At 59.7% G+C, this 17282-nt stretch carries 12 protein-coding genes; 3 read left to right on the forward strand and 9 right to left on the reverse strand.

From position 1 onward, the window contains the following. The first annotated feature begins 65 nt into the window (after positions 1 to 65). Positions 66 to 3566, forward strand: a complete 3501-nt coding sequence (dnaE, locus tag FHW77_RS12120) for a DNA polymerase III subunit alpha (protein WP_004441347.1) — start codon at positions 66 to 68, stop codon at positions 3564 to 3566. Between the two features lie 23 nt (positions 3567 to 3589). Here the strand turns inward: dnaE and FHW77_RS12125 are convergent, their stop codons facing one another. From FHW77_RS12125 to FHW77_RS12135, 3 genes are all read right to left on the reverse strand, one after another. Next, a complete protein-coding gene (locus FHW77_RS12125; protein ID WP_034495754.1) occupies positions 3590 to 4828 on the reverse strand; it encodes a L,D-transpeptidase family protein in 1239 nt (412 codons plus the stop codon). 166 nt (positions 4829 to 4994) lie between these two features. Further along, positions 4995 to 6278 (reverse strand): DNA polymerase IV, encoded by a 1284-nt coding sequence (locus FHW77_RS12130; protein WP_044458775.1) that lies wholly within the window; start codon positions 6276 to 6278, stop codon positions 4995 to 4997. A gap of 69 nt (positions 6279 to 6347) precedes the next feature. Continuing rightward, a complete protein-coding gene (locus tag FHW77_RS12135) occupies positions 6348 to 6656 on the reverse strand; it encodes a DUF3572 domain-containing protein (protein WP_004441355.1) in 309 nt (102 codons plus the stop codon). Between the two features lie 131 nt (positions 6657 to 6787). Between FHW77_RS12135 and FHW77_RS12140 the strand changes: the two genes are divergently transcribed. Continuing rightward, positions 6788 to 7159: a response regulator gene (locus FHW77_RS12140; protein ID WP_003521498.1), complete on the forward strand. Its 372-nt coding sequence runs from the start codon at positions 6788 to 6790 to the stop codon at positions 7157 to 7159. Between the two features lie 18 nt (positions 7160 to 7177). After that, positions 7178 to 8548: a PleD family two-component system response regulator gene (locus tag FHW77_RS12145; protein ID WP_004441356.1), complete on the forward strand. Its 1371-nt coding sequence runs from the start codon at positions 7178 to 7180 to the stop codon at positions 8546 to 8548. A gap of 889 nt (positions 8549 to 9437) precedes the next feature. On the opposite strand, the gene rpmG is transcribed toward FHW77_RS12145, so the two are convergent. The 6 genes from rpmG to topA all read right to left on the reverse strand — a co-directional run bounded on the left by rpmG (position 9438) and on the right by topA (position 17087). Further along, the gene (gene rpmG, locus FHW77_RS12150) at positions 9438 to 9605 is read right to left on the reverse strand and encodes a 50S ribosomal protein L33 (protein WP_003496403.1); all 168 of its coding nucleotides are present in this window, start codon (positions 9603 to 9605) and stop codon (positions 9438 to 9440) included. A gap of 89 nt (positions 9606 to 9694) precedes the next feature. After that, positions 9695 to 10861, reverse strand: a complete 1167-nt coding sequence (locus FHW77_RS12155; RefSeq protein ID WP_006698003.1) for an MFS transporter — start codon at positions 10859 to 10861, stop codon at positions 9695 to 9697. Between the two features lie 17 nt (positions 10862 to 10878). Then, a complete protein-coding gene (locus FHW77_RS12160; RefSeq protein WP_004441364.1) occupies positions 10879 to 11547 on the reverse strand; it encodes an NUDIX hydrolase in 669 nt (222 codons plus the stop codon). Positions 11548 to 11565: 18 nt separating this feature from the next. Beyond that, positions 11566 to 12009 carry a DUF983 domain-containing protein gene (locus FHW77_RS12165; RefSeq protein ID WP_004441365.1) on the reverse strand — a complete coding sequence of 148 codons (444 nt, stop codon included), beginning with the start codon at positions 12007 to 12009 and terminating at the stop codon, positions 11566 to 11568. Between the two features lie 42 nt (positions 12010 to 12051). Next, positions 12052 to 14406 (reverse strand): ribonuclease R, encoded by a 2355-nt coding sequence (rnr, locus tag FHW77_RS12170; protein ID WP_034495749.1) that lies wholly within the window; start codon positions 14404 to 14406, stop codon positions 12052 to 12054. Further along, on the reverse strand, positions 14403 to 17087 hold the full coding sequence (topA, locus tag FHW77_RS12175; RefSeq protein ID WP_034495748.1) for a type I DNA topoisomerase: 2685 nt from the start codon (positions 17085 to 17087) through the stop codon (positions 14403 to 14405). The genes rnr and topA overlap by 4 nt, the downstream gene beginning before the upstream one ends. Positions 17088 to 17282: the final 195 nt, after the last annotated feature.

Genomic DNA, 17282 nt, shown 5'->3' on the forward strand with positions numbered 1-17282 from the left:
CGGTGGACATCAAGCGCCGGAAATCGGAAAATCGCCCCCGTGATTCAGAATGACAGGATGATGATATGGGCGATACGGTTGTGCGGGCAGAAACCTCTGACGAAAACCTGAACACCCCGGGTTTCGTTCATCTTCGGGTTCATTCCGCTTACTCCCTGCTTGAAGGGGCTCTGCCCCTCAAGAAAATCATGTCCAAGGCGGTTTCAGACGGCCAGCCGGCCATTGCCATTACAGATACCAACAACCTCTTCGTTGCGCTGGAGTTTTCCGAAAAGGCGCGGGATGAGGGTTTGCAGCCCATCATCGGCTGCCAGCTGTCGATCGACATGCAGGATGCGGCGGAGGATCGCCGCAACCACAACAGCCACCTTCAGAAACTTCCCGCTATCGTTCTTCTCGCCGCCGATGCCGAAGGGTATGAGCGGCTGGTGGATCTTGTGAGCCGTGCCTATCTTGAGGGCGAGGGCAGTGGCCATTCCGTGCACATTACCCGCGCATGGCTGGAAGAGGACTCAAATGCGGGCCTGATCGCGCTGACCGGCGCTTCCGGCGGCCCGGTGGATATGGCCTTGAGGGAAGGTCATGCCGCCCAGGCGAAGGAACGGCTGCTGACACTGAAGTCACTCTTCGGTGACCGGCTTTATATCGAATTGCAGCGCCAGTCCGGGTATGACCGTTCGCATGAGCGGCGTATGATCGGCCTCGCTTATGACCATGATATTCCGCTGGTTGCCACAAACGAGGCGTTCTTCCCGTCGAAGGCCGACTACGAAGCGCATGACGCGCTGATGGCGGTGGCGCATAATGCCATTGTTTCGGACGACAGCCGCTTTCGCCTGACGCCCGACCATTACCTTAAAAGTCGAGAAGAAATGACGGCGTTGTTTGCAGACCTGCCGGAGGCGCTGGACAATACCGTCGAGATTGCGTTGCGCTGCTCTTATGTGCTGAAGAAGCGCGGGCCGATCCTGCCACGTTTCACCGGCGCCAGCGACGATCCTGAGGCAGCGGAACGCGCCGAAGCGGAAGAGCTTCGACGTCAGGCGGTGGAGGGGCTGGATCAGCGCCTTGCCGCGCTCGGTATGGCGCCCGGTTATACGGAACAGGATTATCGCGAGCGGCTCGATTTCGAACTCGGCGTCATCTCGCGCATGAAGTTCCCCGGTTATTTCCTGATCGTTGCCGACTTCATCAAATGGGCCAAGCAGCACGATATCCCGGTCGGACCGGGCCGTGGTTCGGGCGCGGGTTCGCTCGTAGCTTACGCGCTGACGATTACCGATGTCGATCCGCTGCGTTTCTCACTGCTGTTCGAACGCTTCCTTAATCCTGAACGCGTGTCGATGCCCGACTTCGACATCGATTTCTGCCAGGATCGTCGCGAAGAAGTGATCCGCTACGTTCAGGCCAAATACGGCCGCGAGCAGGTGGCGCAGATCATCACCTTCGGTTCGCTCCAGGCGCGCGCGGCCCTGCGCGACGTCGGCCGCGTGCTGGAAATGCCCTACGGGCAGGTGGACAAGATCTGCAAGCTGGTGCCCAACAACCCGGCCAACCCGACGCCGCTTTCGAAGGCGATCGAGGAGGAGCCGCGCCTGCAGGAAGAAGCGGACAGGGAGCCTGTTGTCGCCCGCCTGCTGGATATCGCCCAGAAGATCGAGGGGCTTTATCGCCACGCCTCAACCCATGCTGCCGGTATCGTCATCGGCGACCGCCCGCTGTCGAAGCTGGTGCCGATGTATCGCGATCCGCGGTCCGATATGCCGGTCACCCAGTTCAACATGAAGTGGGTTGAAAGCGCCGGCCTTGTCAAATTCGACTTTCTTGGCCTGAAAACGCTGACGGTGCTGAAGGTGGCCGTCGATTTTGTCGCCAAGCGCGGCATCAAGGTGGATCTCGCCGCCATCCCGCTCGATGACGCCAAGACGTATGAAATGCTGTCGCGCGGTGAGACCATCGGCGTGTTCCAGGTGGAAAGTGCCGGCATGCGCAAGGCGCTGATCGGCATGCGGCCGGACTGCATTGAGGACATTATCGCTCTGGTGGCGCTATATCGTCCCGGCCCGATGGAGAACATCCCCGTTTATAACGCCCGCAAACATGGCGAAGAAGAGCTGGAATCGATCCACCCGACCATCGACCATCTGCTGAAGGAAACACAGGGCGTTATCGTTTATCAGGAACAGGTGATGCAGATCGCCCAGGTTCTGTCGGGTTATTCGCTTGGCGAAGCCGATCTTCTGCGCCGCGCCATGGGTAAGAAGATCAAGGAGGAAATGGACAAGCAGCGCGAGCGCTTCGTTGATGGCGCCATCAAGAACGGTGTCTCGAAACCGCAGGCCGACACCATCTTCGATCTCCTCGCAAAATTTGCCAATTACGGCTTCAACAAGAGCCATGCCGCGGCCTATGCCATCGTCTCCTACCAGACGGCCTATATGAAGGCGCATTATCCGGTGGAGTTCCTGGCGGCCTCCATGACGCTCGATATGGCCAATACGGAAAAGCTCAACGATTTCCGTCAGGACGCCGGTCGTCTCGGCATTGAAATCGTCGCGCCGTCCGTCCAGACCTCGTTCCGCCAGTTCGAAACGGGCGAGAACCGCATTTATTATTCGTTGGCTGCCATCAAGGGGGTTGGCGAAGGAGCGGTCGAACATATCGTCGCGATCCGCGGCGACAAGCCGTTCACGAGCCTCGAGGATTTCTGCCTGCGCATCGACCCCAAGCAGATCAACCGTCGTGTGCTCGAGAGTCTCATCAATGCCGGTGCTTTCGATTGTTTCGGCCGCGACCGCGCAGAGTTGATCGGCGGGCTGGACCGTATCATCGGTTATGCCCAGATGGCGCAGAACAACCGCACCATCGGCCAGTCGGACATGTTCGGCTCGGGCGGCGGCAATGGCCCGGAAAAGCTGGTGCTTCCTGCCTTCCAGCCCTGGCTTGCCTCGGAAAAGCTGCTGCGCGAATATCAGGTTCTCGGTTTCTACCTCACGGCCCACCCGCTGGATACCTATCGCCCCGTACTGGAAAAATTGCGCGTGCAGAATTTCGCCGATTTTTCCGCTGCTGTGAAACAGGGAGCGACTGCCGGGCGTCTTGCCGGCACCGTTACCGGCAAACAGGAGCGAAAGACGCGCACCGGCAACAAGATGGGTATCGTCACCTTCTCGGATGCTTCAGGGCAATATGAGGCGGTGTTGTTTTCCGAAGGTCTCGGCCAGTACCGCGACCTGCTTGAGGTCGGCAAGTCGTTGGTGATCACGGTGCAGGCGGAAGAGCGCCCTGAAGGTATCGGTCTGCGCATCCAGACGGCGCAGTCGCTGGAAGAAAAATCCGTGCAGATGCAGAAGGCACTGCGTGTTTATGTGCGTGATTCCGGCCCGCTGAAAACGGTTGCCCGCCACCTCAACACCAGGGGTGACGGCTCGGTCTATTTCATCGTTATCAAGGATGAGGGTAGCCGCGAGATCGAGGTGGAACTGACGGAGAAATACCGTATCTCGCCTGAAATAGCCGCTGCTCTTCGGTCAGCCCCCGGTGTCGTTGATGTGGAACTGGTGTGAGGCGCAGCGCCTTCGCGCCTCGCTCAGACCGGCCCTTCCTTCGTCACGGTGATGAAGTCCGTTCCCGATCCTGTCTCCATCTGGTGACTGAGGTCGGAAACGGTGATGGAGCTTCCGCTTGAGAGTTCCTGCTCAATCCGGGCGCGTATGTCCTGCGGAATGTCGAGACGGCTGAGCACGGCACTTAACTGGTCGAAACCGCCGGGCGCTTCGGTAACGGTGATGCCGAGCCGCTTGCGGGCAGCGGCTGGCAGATGATTGTCGAGCGTTACGCCGTTCCATTCGGCGGTTCCGGCAGCGCGATCCACGGACACCGCCTCGAAAAAATGGGTTCCGAGCGCGACTTCCGGGTCCTTGATGTCGATGGCGGCCTCAAAAAGCGGCTTGAAGTCCTGCCGCACCATGATCTGCCCGGTTGGCGGGTGGTCTTCACCGGCGGAGGCATAAAGCGCCGCCACGAAAGCGTCGGTCAGAAGGGGCCCTGACGTTTTCAGCCCCTTCCACCGCTTGAAACCGTTGATAGCGCTGATCGTCATCTCCCCGGCATAACCGTCGGCCGAACCGGCATCGAAGCCGAGACGGGTCAGCACGGTCTGAATATCCATTACCCTTTCCCGCTCGCCACGCCTTGTGATGAGAATGCGCAGCGGTGAAGGCTCTCTCGCCTTCGCCGTCGATTTGATGGCCTGGGTTTTTTCATTGACGGCGACTTCGACCGCGCCCAGAGCCGCATCGAAGCTCGCGGGCCGCAACTCTACATCCGACAGAAGCAGCTTGCCGTCATCTGCGTCGTCACGCGGCGAAAACAGCGCCGGATGTTGCACAAAGCGCAGCGAGACCGGGCGGTCGGTGATGATGACATGCACCCCGGTACGCGTATCACCGAAGAGTGACTTCGCGAATTTGGAAGGCAGACGCACACAGCCGTGGGAAGCCGGATAGTTCGGCACCTTACCCTCGTGCAGCGCGATGCCGGACCAGGTCAGTCGCTGCATGAACGGCATGGGGGCGGCCGAATAGATATTCGACTCGTGGTATTTCCGCTTCTCTAGAATGGAGAATATGCCGCTCGGTGTCTCATGCCCGGCCTTGCCGGTCGAGACTTTGGAGGTGGCGATGATTTCACCATTTTCATAAAGCGCGAGCGACTGGTCACTTTTCGATACAAGTATCTGCAGGGACCTGCTGTCAGCGGCGAGCGCCGGAAAGGCAAGAATGCTGGCCGACAGCATGCCGGCCATAAGACGGAGGCGAAGGGACATGACGCAATACACCACATGCACAAAACTTCCCTCACTCAACCACGCTAAGTTTAATGAAGTTTAAGGGCGGCGCTGCCGCGCTATCACTAATTTGTGTAAAATCTAAAATAAATAGTTCGGGAGATCGATGCGCCGATATGTCGGCCGAAGGGCTTAACGGGTTCGGTTATTTCCGCGAGCCAAACGTATAGCCGGTCTCGACGCTGCCCTTGCCGAACTTGTCGCGCAGCTTGTCCATTGCCGCTTCCGCCGCGGCCCGGCGCCCCGCCTGTCTGTCGACGAGATCGGGAGGATCGGCAAGGCCGGCATCGCGCAGATCGCTGACGCCGATGCCGAGGAGGCGAAATCTCGTGCCGTCGGTTTCCTTTTCGAGCAATGAGAGGCCGGTACGGAAAATTCGGTCGGCTAGCTGCGTGGGGTCGTCCAGCTTGCGATTACGGGTGCGAATCCTGAAGTCGGCCGTCTTCATTTTCAAGACAACCGTATGGCCGGCAATGCCATTTTTCTTGAGCCTCCAGGCGACTTTTTCCGAGAGCGACCGCAGGATCGGCACAAGGTCCTCATGGCGGGAAATATCGTTGAAGAAGGTGGTTTCGGAGGAGACGCTTTTGGCAGGGTCGTTATTGTGCACATGCCGCTCGTCAATGCCGCGCGACAGCCGGAAGAGCCGCTGGCCCATCACGCCATAACGGCGCATCAGCTCGCTTTCCTGCATCTCCTGCAGCTGTGCGATCATGCGGATGCCGTCGGCCTCCAGCGTCGCCGCGAAGGCCTTGCCCACGCCCCAGATGGTCGTGACCGGCCGCGCCGCGAGAAACGACAGCGCTTCCGCTTCGCCAATCACGGAAAAGCCGCGGGGCTTTTGCAGGTCGGACGCGACCTTGGCGAGAAATTTACAGTAGGAAAGCCCGGCTGAAACCGTCACCCCCACTTCCTTTTCCACGCGCCGGACAAATTTCGCCAGCACGCGCGCCGGTGGATCGTGATGCAGCTTCTCGGTGCCTGAAAGATCGAGAAACGCCTCGTCTATGGAAAGCGGCTGCACCAGCGGCGTCAACTCCTGCATCATCGCCCTGATTTCGCGCCCGACACGACTGTATTTCTCCATGTCAGGTTTGATGACCACGGCGTCGGGACAGGCTTCCAGCGCCTTGAACATGGGCATGGCGGAGCGCACGCCCTGAATACGGGCAATATAACAGGCAGTGGAAACCACCCCGCGCTTGCCGCCGCCAATGATGACAGGTTTATCGGCCAGTTCCGAATTATCCCGCTTTTCAACGGAGGCATAAAAGGCATCGCAATCGATATGGGCGATGCTCAGACCGTAGAGTTCGGCGTGATAGACAAGCCGCGGGCTTCCGCAGGCACGGCAACGTCTAAGCCCCTCTGGCTGGCCGACCAGACAGTCGCGGCAAAAACCGGGATCATAAGGATGCGACGTGGACATGGGCCGAAAACAAAACCAGAATGTCGCCGACCATACTCCGGTTGTAACAAGGGCTCAAGGGCTCTTCCCTTAATACACACCCGAATCCAGCCCGGGTCCGGAAAAGTGGTGCCAGGCCGCAGCCACCGTTTCGGGCGACGTGTCAGTTGCGGCGCAGAACGCCATGAGATCGGGTTCGTGGCTCATCAGGAAATCGGTGAGTCCCGCCAGAAAACCTGGATCGCTGACGGCCTGGCGCAGCATATTGGCCTGTAATCCGCTCAACGCCAGAAAGCGTCCCAGCATTTCCGGCTCGTTTGCCAGCCAGCCAAGTATGGCGGCCGCCGTTTCTTGCGGATCCTGGCTGGCATTGCCTTTGTTTTTTGTATCGCGCAGCATTTCTCACCTGAAGTTACCTATTTTGAAACCAAATCCCTCTAGCCTTGCGCAACAAATGGACGATGGAATCGGTTCTCAGCCAACTTATATGTCTGGGTGAAGGTTTCAAAGCGAAACGGGGACTGCTCACCATGCCCAAGCAGGTCATGATAGTCGAAGACAACGAGCTGAACATGAAGCTCTTTCGCGACCTGATCGAGGCGTCTGGCTATACGACGATCCAGACACGCAACGGCATGGAAGCGCTCGATCTCGCCCGCAAGCACCGGCCGGATCTGATCCTCATGGATATCCAGCTGCCGGAGGTTTCGGGGCTGGAGGTGACGAAGTGGCTGAAGGAAGATGACGAGCTGCATGTCATTCCGGTCATCGCGGTCACCGCTTTCGCCATGAAGGGAGACGAGGAGCGCATTCGCCAGGGTGGATGCGAGGCCTATGTGTCGAAGCCGATTTCCGTCCCGAAGTTCATTGAAGTCATCAAGACTTATCTGGGCGATGCGTGAGGCGACTGGGGAACGGTTATGACGGCGAGAGTTCTGGTTGTTGACGATATTCCGGCCAATGTGAAGCTTCTCGAAGCCCGGCTGGTGGCGGAGTATTTCGATGTCGTTACCGCCGAGGATGGCTTCAAGGCGCTTGCCATCTGCGATAAAGAGCAGGTCGATATCATCCTCCTCGATATCATGATGCCGGGGATGGATGGTTTCGAAGTCTGCGAAAGGCTGAAAGCCAATCCGGATACGGCGCATATCCCCGTTGTGATGGTCACGGCGCTGGATCAGCCCTCGGACCGCGTGCGGGGTCTGAAGGCTGGAGCCGATGATTTCCTGACCAAGCCGGTCAATGACCTGCAGTTGATCGCCCGCGTCAAAAGCCTGGTGCGCCTGAAGGCCGTTAGCGACGAATTGCGCGTGCGCGCCGAAGCGGCCCGTCAGATTGGCATCGAAGAGATGCTGCGCAGCGATGGGCTGATGCAGACGCCGGGCCGGATTCTGGTTGCGGATGGCCGCGCCAGCTCGCAGGAGCGCATCGTTCGGGCGCTGAAGCCGGTCGCAGAGGTGGATGCCGTCACGGAGCCGCAGGCGGCCCTGCTCAAGGCAACAGGCAATCCCTTCGAGCTTGTCATCGTCAATTCGAATTTCGAAGATTACGATCCGCTGAGACTGTGCTCGCAGCTTCGCTCGCTGGAGCGGACCCGTTTCCTTCCGTTGCTCCTCGTGGCGGAGCAGGGGGCCGACGACATGGTGGCGCGCGCGCTGGATCTCGGCGTCAACGATTACATCCTTCGTCCGATCGATCCCAACGAACTCGTTGCCCGATCGCTGACGCAGATCAGGCGCAAACGCTACAATGAACATCTGCGGCTCAATCTCCAGCACACCATGGAGCTCGCCATCGTTGACGGCCTGACCGGCCTCAACAATCGTCGTTATCTCGACAATCATCTCAAGATACTCTTCGACCGCGCCGCTGTCCGCGGCCGCCCGATCTCCATCTGCATGACCGATATAGATCGCTTCAAGCTGGTCAATGATACCTATGGTCATGATGTGGGTGACGAAGTCCTGCGGGAATTTGCGGCACGCATCCGCAGCACGGTCCGCGGCGCCGATCTCGCCTGCCGCTACGGCGGCGAGGAATTTGTCGTCGTCATGCCGGACACGCCGATAGAGCTTGCTGCGAGCGTTGCCGAACGCCTGCGGACGATCGTGGAAGACAAGCCTTTCTACGTCCGTTCCATCGATCGTGAACTGAGCATCACGGCATCGCTCGGCATAGCATCCGGCAGCGGCGCCTTTGGAACGCCGGACGAACTGCTGAGGCAGGCTGACAGGGCGCTTTACGAGGCTAAACACGCCGGCCGAAACCGCGTCGTATCGGCGGCCGCCTGAACGGCTTTGCGAAGTAGCGGTGCGGGAGAATTGCACCGCCGTCCAAAATAATTTCGGACGTCTCAAGAAAACGGTAAAGGAAAGCCCGGCCTTTAGGAGCCAAGTCCCTGACTTCGCCTGTATTTTAACTTCATGCAATGAAAAGGCGAAATCGCGCGAGGCAACTAGATTTCAAGTTGAAAAATATATTGAATTCAATCTCGTGAAAAACTATAGTGTGCCAGCGTTGTATATTTAACCATGTTTTTCAGGTGACTTGTCGCTGGCTTAAGAATTTGTTGATTTTTATTTTACTTCTGCGCACACTCCTTGTTGAGAGTAACAGTTCTTCCGGCGGTTCTTCCGTCTTTTGATGATGGAATGAGAGCGGCGTGTGCCGCTGCGGTTTCGCTTGTCAGGGGCTGGTATTGCGTAGTTTGAATGCCCCATGATGCTCAGGTCCGCCGCATCTCCTGAATCGTGGGGTCGGTCGGCTGACGATGTTCGATTCGGTTCCTCGTGCCGTAACGCATCGTTGGCCGGCCGCCTTATTCCCTGCTTGATGCGTTGGAGCATCGCTCGCTTTGAAAAGATCGGCGGGATTCCCAACGCCGTGAAGTCGACACGCCGTCGCTTTCTCTTACAATCACGGTCCACATCGTAGGGGTAGCCGTCGGCGTTTTCCGTTGCCCCGCCGGGCAATCGGACGGCCTGTGGCCGCTGACGGGGGGCAGTGGTATCAAACCTGCAACATATGTTGTCGCCGGCGCGGCGGAGAAAATCAGGTGGGGCAGCCGGCCAGGCGTGAAGCCGTGTCGACAGGGCGTTCTGCTGAGCGAATGGCCTGTATCCGCATAAACAAAAAACGCGCCCGTGGGGGCGCGCTTTTGCCGGAACACCGATCAAGAAATTACTTGATCTTGGTTTCCTTGAATTCGACGTGCTTGCGTACAACCGGGTCGTACTTCGTCTTCGTCATCTTGTCCGTGAACGTACGGCTGTTCTTGGTGGTGACGTAGAAGGTACCGGTGTCGGCTGTCGACAGCAGCTTGATCTTGATTGTTGTAGCTTTCGCCATGGTCGTCCTGCCTTTAAACAAAAGAGAAGCCGCAGGCGCTTCTCACCTCGGCTAAATCTGGCGCGAAACTACGTATCGCGCCTGAAAAGTCAAGCCTGTTTTGCCCGGAAAACAAAACGGACGGCATAAAGGACCACGTAGAGCCCGAAAAATACCGCCAGCGACCAAGCGAAGCCGTCGGTTCCGGCGACATCCATGGAAATGCCCACAGCCTGCGGCCCCGCGATCGTACCAATGGCGTAACAGAAGATGAAGGCGGCATTTGCGGCCACCAGGTCGGCACCCTTCAGACGCGACCCGAGATGGGTGAGGCCGACCGTATACATGCCGGAAACGAGGCCGCCCCAGAACAGCAGCAGTGCCGCCACCAGGATCCAGCTTTCCACCAGGAACGGCAGGGCCAGCGTGCCGCAGACGCCGGCAAGGGCCATCAGGCCCAGCATCGTCCGCCGGTCTTTCATCCTGTCAGAAAGCAGGCCGATCGGTATCTGGAAGACCATGTTGCCAATGCCCATCACGGTAAGGAGAAGGGCCGCCTGCGATTCGTTGAAGCCTTCTCTGGTGGCATAGATCGGAAACAGCGAAAGGCCGCCTGCCTGTACCGAGCCGAAGACGAAAGCGGCGGCTGATGCCATCGGCACCAGCCAGACATAACGGACGAAATGGTGGTTGGGCCGCTCGTCCAGTTCCGGGCTCTCACCACGCGCCATGAAGATGGGAATTGCCGCAAGCAATATGATTGCCGCCCCGACGAGGAAAGGCAGGATGCCTTCGCTGCCAACCGCCGAAAACAGAAGCGGACCAACGGCAAAACCGACCGCAAGGCCGGTGGCGTAGATGCCGAGAACCATACCGCGCTTCTTCGGCGGCGCCGTCATGTTGATCCAGTATTCGGAGAGGATGAAGAGCGTGGTGGTTGCGCCGTGGAAGACGATTCGCAGCGGAAACCACATCCAGAAAGCATCGGCGAAATAAAAGCCGAGCGCGCTCAGCGCGGAGATGAAAACCGCAAACAACATGGTGCGGGCCACGCCAAAATCATGGGCGATCTTGGTGGTCACCGGGGCCGCCATCATGGCCGCGACGCCGGCCATGGCCGAGTTCACCCCGATCATGGTGGAGGAGATGCCGCGTTTCTCAAGGATGATCGACAGGAGCGGCAGGCCAAGGCCGATGGCGACGCCGACCGCACTGATGGCGGAAATGGCGGCGATCAGTGAGGGCCAGTGAATGGCATCCGCTTCTTCGCATTTCATTTGTGACATGACGGCCTTTATACAAAGTCTCGAATGAACCGGCCGTGGCGCGTGACATAAAGCCGCGCGGGGCTTTCATAGGGCAGTGAGGGATCACCTATCATGAAATTTGTGACATCTTCGAGAACCGTACGCGTGATTTTCGGCATGTTCAGACCGGAAAGGTCTGTCATGTCAAGCCATTGCACGTTGTGAAGCTCTTCGGAATCCCGGGTTAGCCGGATATCCAGCCGCAATTCGTCGGCGTAACAGCAAAAGAATCGCGTGTCGTAACGCCTGACATTGCCGGGCGGTGTGATGGCGCGCGCCACATAGCGAAAACAGGAGAGGTCCGGACCTTCAGTGGCCGGCCCAAGCTCGACCCCGGTTTCCTCCACAAGTTCGCGCGCGGCGGCAAGCGCCAGCGCCCTTGCCCCGGCGGCGCTCAGGCGCCGCGAAGCCGACGCCGTCAGGCTGTCAAGGACAGCGGGATGCAGATCGCCGGAAAAGGGCAGCGCATGGTCGCGCGGGTCGCGTTTGCCGCCTGGAAAGACATAAGTGCCGGGCATGAAGACGTGGGCGCTGCTGCGCTGACCCATCAGCACCCGTGTCGTCGGGCCGGATCGGTCGAACAGAATGAGGGAGGCGGCATCTCGCGGCCGCAATGGCGCGCTTGCCGCTTCCGCCTTGGTGGAATGCCGGGGCATGTACAAGACCCGCGCGCGTCAGTGCGAGGAGCCGTCTATCTGTATCTGCGGTTTTTTCCCGTCGAAGCCATGCATGCGCAGCGCCCATTGCAGACCGATGACGCCGCCCTTGATGGGCTGCAGCGTCAGAAGCGCGGCCAGAATTGTGATCGGTACCCAGATGGCGAAATGAGCCCACATGGGAATGTTTAGAACCATGTCCGTCATCATGAAGCCGCCGACCGCGATGTGGCCGATGATGACGATGGAGATATAGGGTGGCAGGTCGTCCGACCGATGATGGTGCATTTCCTCGCCGCAGGCCGCGCAGGCGTCCACCGGCTTCAGCCAGGCGCGGAAGAGGCGGCCGCTGCCACAGGCCGGGCAGCGATTGGCCATGCCGCGCATGATGGACCGGCCAAGCGGCCGCTCGGCGCTATCGTCTCCGAAGGTAACTGTCTCCGAGCCCTGATGTGCACTCATCCTTAAGTCCTTCCCGTCCGTTCAACCGCTGAGGCGGCTTTGTTATCGTCGCCTTCTCGGCGGCCGTGTTCCGGGCTTGGCGGCAGCCCGTACTGTCCGCCGTCCGGCCTTGTGGAACGAGCGCACGCCCACCGGCATCTTCCGCCCGGGACTCAGCATATCGAATCTGAGCGCACCCGCCAGCGGCACCGCTTCCGCGAGCCTTACCTGCACCGTGTCGCCAAGCTGATAACCAAGACCGGTCTTTTCCCCCGTGAGAGCCTGATGGGCTTCGTCATACAGGAAATAATCCGTTCCGAGTGTAGATATAGGAACGAAACCATCAGCGCCAAACTGCGGAAGCGCGACAAATAGTCCCGCCTTGGTGACACCGCCGACCCGGCCCTCGAATTCCTCGCCGACCCGCTCGGAAAGATGATGGGCGATCAGGCGGTTGACGGTGTCGCGCTCGGCCGCCATGGCGCGGCGCTCGAAGGTCGAGATTTCAGCGGCGATATCGTCGAGTGTCGCTTCTTCCTGTGGCGTGATGCCGCCTTCGCCTAGCCCCAGAGAACCCACCAGCGCGCGATGCACGATGAGGTCGGCATACCGGCGGATCGGCGAGGTGAAATGGGCATATTTCATGAGGTTCAGGCCGAAATGGCCGATATTTTCGGGGCTGTAAATAGCCTGGCTCTGGCTGCGCAGCACCATCTCGTTGACCATGATCTGGTGCGGCGTGTCGAGAGCGCGTGCCAGAATGCCGTTGAAGGAATTGGCGCGCATGGCCGCACCCTTGGCCATGGTAATGCCGATCGTGCCGAGAAATTCGCGCAGCACCTCCTGCTTGGAAAGCGTGGGCGCATCGTGGACACGGTAAACCAGCGGCTGCTTCTTTTTTTCCAGCGTCTCGGCGGCGGCGACATTTGCCTGGATCATCATTTCTTCGATCAGCTTGTGCGCATCGAGACGTTCGGGAATGACCACGGAGTCGACGGTGCCGTCAGGGCGCAGCTTGATCTTCCGCTCGGGCATGTCGAGTTCCAGCGGCTGGCGCCGGTCACGGCCTCGCTTCATCACCTCATAAGCGTGCCACAGGGGCTTCAGGATCGGCTCCAGCAGCGGTCCGGTCTTGTCGTCGGGCTTGCCGTCGATCGCTGCCTGTGCCTGCTGGTAGGAGAGCTTGGCGGCGCTCTTCATCATGATCCGATGGAAGGTATGGCCGGCCTTGCGGCCTTCCTTCGAGAAAGTCATCCGCACCGCAAGGGCAGGGCGGTCGACCCCTTCCTTCAGCGAGCAGAGATCGTTGGAAATACGCTCCGGCAGCATCGGTACGACGCGATCCGGGAAATAAACGGAGTTGCCGCGTTTCAGCGCCTCGCGGTCCAGTGGCGAACCCGACCGAACATACCAGGAGACATCTGCAATGGCGACGGTGACGATGACACCATCGGGATTGTCGGGCGATGTGTCCGGTTCGGCATAGACCGCATCGTCGTGATCCTTGGCGTCGGCCGGATCGATCGTGATGAGCGGCAGGTCGCGCCAGTCCTCGCGGTGGGACATCGTCGCTGCCTTGGCCGCATCCGCTTCGGCAAGAACATTCTGCGGGAATATATGCGGGATGCCGTGGGCGTGGATTGCGATCATGGAGATCGCCTTTTCCGAGGCGACGGAGCCGATGACCGAGAGAACCTTGGCACGCGTCAGGCCGTAACGACCGCTGTTGCGCGAGGTTTCAACCTCGATCAGATCGCCATCCTTGGCATCGCCGACGCCATCGGGATCGATGACCATTTCCTCGCCGCGGCGATCGATTGGCATCAGCCGTCCGCCGCCGCCGGGCGTCTCCTTGAACACGCCGAGCAGTGCATTCTGGCGGCGGTCGATCAGCTTGACGACGCGGGCGGTGTAGGCGGGACCGGTGCTTTCCTTCGAGGGGAAGATTTTCGCGAGAATACGGTCGCCGAGACCGGCGGCCGGGGCCTTCTTGCCACGGTCCTGCGAGGACTGGCGGATCAGCACGGCCGGCGCTGCGCCCAAATCCTCAGGCCATTCCGCCGGGCGGCCGATCAGCTCGCCGTCCTTGTCGCGGGTCGTGATGTCGAGAACCGTCACAGGCGGCAGGCCGCCCGGTCGCGTCAGCGACTTGCGGCTCTTGTGCACCATGCCGTCGACTTCAAGTTCCTTCAGCAGCGCCTTGAGGACAACGCGGTTTTCACCCTTCAGCCCGAAAGCCTTGGCAATTTCGCGTTTGGAGGCCTGTTGCGGATGGTCTGCGATGAATTTCAGCAGCACTTCACGCGAAGGCACCTCGCCGTGGATGATGCCTTCACCTTCGCTCACCCGCTTGCCGCGCCCGGTGCGTCCGAAACCGTCGCTGGCGGAACCCTGTCTCTGACGCGGCGCTTTGCTCACTCTGCTGCCTTCTTGGGTTTGGCCGCTGCCTTCGGCTTGGCGGCCGTCTTGCTCTTTGTCGCCGCCTTGGCCTTGGTCGCCTTCGGCTTTGCAGCGGCGTCACCATCGGCCTTCTTGGCGGTCGTTTTCTTGGCCTTGGCGGGCTTGCCGCCGGTGCCGGTCTTGGCAATGCGCTCGGCGATCAACACGAGCGCCTCGTCCAGCGTCACGGATGCCGGATCCTGCCCCTTTGGAATGGTGGCGTTGACCTTGCCCCAGTTCACATAGGCGCCGTAGCGCCCGTCACGAACGGTGATCGGGCCGCCATCAGGGTGGTCGCCCAACTCCTTGAGAGCAGCTGGCGTGCCGCTACGGCCGCGTCCCGGACCCTTGCTCTGCTTTTCAGCGATCACGGTCACGGCGCGGTTGAGGCCGATCGAGAACACGTCCTCGATACTCTCCAAGTTCGCATAGGAACCATCATGCAGCAGGAAAGGTCCGTAACGGCCTAGACCAGCCGAGATCATCTTGCCGGTTTCCGGATGCTTGCCTATATCGCGCGGCAGGTTGATGAGCGCCAACGCCTTTTCGTGATCGATATCCTCAGGCTTCCAGCCCTTCGGCAGCGAGGAGCGCTTGGCTTCCTTGCCGTCACCGCGCTGGATATAGGGCCCGAAACGGCCGGAGCGAAGCGTCAGCTCCTCGCCGGTCATGGGATCAGCGCCCAGCGCCTTCGGCTCGTTGAGAGCAGCGGCTTCGGCTTCCGCGCCATCGGAGGTCAGCTGGCGGGTATAGTTGCACTCAGGGTAGTTCGAGCAACCCACAAAGGCACCGTATTTGCCGAGCTTCAGCGACAGATTGCCGGTGCCGCAAACCTGACAGATGCGCGGATCGGAACCATCCTCGCGCTTCGGGAACACCAGCGGCGCCAGAACCTCGTTCAGCGCATCCAGCACGTTGGTGACGCGCAGTTCCTTGGTATCTTCGATCTGCGCGAAGAAATCCTTCCAGAAATCGCGAAGAACCTGCTTCCAGTCCAGTTCGCCGGCGGAAATGCGGTCGAGCTTTTCTTCAAGGGCGGCGGTGAAATCATACTCGACGTATTTGGTGAAGAAGCTTTCGAGGAAAGCCGTCACCAGCCGGCCACGCGAATGCGGTACCAGCTTGCGCTTGTCGATGACGATATATTCGCGGTCGCTCAGCGTCTTCAGCGTTGCCGCATAGGTGGAAGGACGGCCGATGCCGAGTTCTTCCATCTTCTTGATCAGCGACGCTTCCGAATAACGCGGCGGCGGCTCGGTGAAGTGCTGGCTGGCATTGATCTTCTGCTTGGCGAGGTTCTCGCGCTCATTGATCGGCGGCAGACGGCCTTCGTCGTCACCATCGTCGCTCTGCTCGCCATCTTCCTTCTGGTCGGTATAAGCGGCGATAAAGCCGTCGAAGCGGATGACGGAGCCAACGGCGCGCAGGCCAGCCTTCTCGCCGCCGTTGCTGGCGAGAATTTCAACCGTTGTGCGCTCGATTTCGGCTGACGCCATCTGGCTCGCAATACCGCGTTTCCAGATCAGCTCGTAAAGGCGCAGCTGGTCGGCATCGAGGTAACGCTTCACCTGATCCGGTGTGCGGTTGAAATCGGTCGGGCGGATCGCCTCGTGCGCTTCCTGCGCATTTTTGGCCTTGGTAGAGTAGAAACGCGCTTTTTCCGGCACGTAACGGCCACCGAACTGCTCGCCAATAGCCTTACGCGCAGCATCGATCGCTTCCGGGGCCATCTGCACGCCGTCGGTACGCATATAGGTGATCAGACCGACGGTCTCGCCGCCGATATCGATGCCTTCATAAAGCTTCTGCGCCACCTGCATGGTGCGCGAGGCGCCGAAGCCCATCCGCGAAGAAGCCGCCTGCTGCAGCGTCGAGGTCGTAAAGGGAGGGCTGGGATTGCGTTTGACGGGTTTCGCCTCGACGCTATCCACCACGTAGGTCGCGCCTTCGAGCAGCGCTTTCAGCCGGTTCGCATCGTCGCCGGTCTTGATGGCGCGGTTCTGCAATCGCTTGCCATCGGCCGAAACCAGCCTAGCCTCGAACTCGTCACCGCGCGGTGTCTTCAAAAGTGCGCTGATGTTCCAGTATTCTTCGGAAACGAAACGCTCGATTTCGGATTCGCGATCGCAGACGAGACGCAGCGCCACGGACTGCACCCGGCCGGCCGAACGCGCACCCGGCAGCTTGCGCCACAGAACCGGAGAGAGGTTGAAGCCGACGAGATAGTCGAGCGCTCGGCGGGCGAGATAGGCGTCCACCAGCGGCACATCGATGTCGCGCGGGTTCGCCATCGCGTCCAGCACCGCTTTCTTGGTGATGGCGTTGAAGACGACGCGCTTCACCGGCTTGTCGCCGAGAACCCGCTTCTTCTTCAAAAGATCGAGAACGTGCCAGGAAATGGCTTCCCCTTCGCGATCCGGGTCGGTTGCCAGAAAGAGGCCGTCGGAGGATTTTACCGCATCGGCAATATCCTTCATGCGCTTGGCGGAGGCGCTGTCAACTTCCCAGGACATTTCGAAATCCTGGTCAGGCAACACCGATCCGTCCTTGGCAGGAAGGTCCCTGACGTGGCCAAAGGATGCAAGAACCTTATAGCCCGAGCCAAGATACTTGTTGATCGTCTTGGCTTTGGCAGGAGATTCTACGACGACGACATTCATATTGTTCTTCTCTGGAACTGGTCCGTTAACGTGGCCCCGGTTGCAGCGTGGTGCCGCAATTGGCCTTCTTTATAATTCGACATGGACAGGTAATGCCCGCTGGTCAAGAGGCAAGCCCGATTTTCTCGCTTTGAGACGACTGCAACCTATGGATAATCTATCGTTGTATTGCAATCTTTGGTAAATTGGTTATGA

Source organism: Agrobacterium sp. RC10-4-1 (assembly GCF_014138475.1).
GTDB classification, from domain to species: domain Bacteria; phylum Pseudomonadota; class Alphaproteobacteria; order Rhizobiales; family Rhizobiaceae; genus Agrobacterium; species Agrobacterium pusense.

Excerpts from the sequence above, each read along its gene's own strand:
- FHW77_RS12145 (WP_004441356.1), top strand. The coding sequence starts at position 7,178 with ATGACGGCGAGAGTTCTGGTTGTTGACGATATTCCGGCCAATGTGAAG.
- topA (WP_034495748.1), bottom strand. The coding sequence starts at position 17,087 with ATGAATGTCGTCGTCGTAGAATCTCCTGCCAAAGCCAAGACGATCAAC.
- dnaE (WP_004441347.1), top strand. The coding sequence starts at position 66 with ATGGGCGATACGGTTGTGCGGGCAGAAACCTCTGACGAAAACCTGAAC.
- FHW77_RS12155 (WP_006698003.1), bottom strand. The coding sequence starts at position 10,861 with ATGAAATGCGAAGAAGCGGATGCCATTCACTGGCCCTCACTGATCGCC.
- FHW77_RS12130 (WP_044458775.1), bottom strand. The coding sequence starts at position 6,278 with ATGTCCACGTCGCATCCTTATGATCCCGGTTTTTGCCGCGACTGTCTG.
- FHW77_RS12135 (WP_004441355.1), bottom strand. The coding sequence starts at position 6,656 with ATGCTGCGCGATACAAAAAACAAAGGCAATGCCAGCCAGGATCCGCAA.
- rpmG (WP_003496403.1), bottom strand. The coding sequence starts at position 9,605 with ATGGCGAAAGCTACAACAATCAAGATCAAGCTGCTGTCGACAGCCGAC.
- FHW77_RS12140 (WP_003521498.1), top strand. The coding sequence starts at position 6,788 with ATGCCCAAGCAGGTCATGATAGTCGAAGACAACGAGCTGAACATGAAG.
- FHW77_RS12125 (WP_034495754.1), bottom strand. The coding sequence starts at position 4,828 with ATGTCCCTTCGCCTCCGTCTTATGGCCGGCATGCTGTCGGCCAGCATT.
- FHW77_RS12165 (WP_004441365.1), bottom strand. The coding sequence starts at position 12,009 with ATGAGTGCACATCAGGGCTCGGAGACAGTTACCTTCGGAGACGATAGC.
- FHW77_RS12160 (WP_004441364.1), bottom strand. The coding sequence starts at position 11,547 with ATGCCCCGGCATTCCACCAAGGCGGAAGCGGCAAGCGCGCCATTGCGG.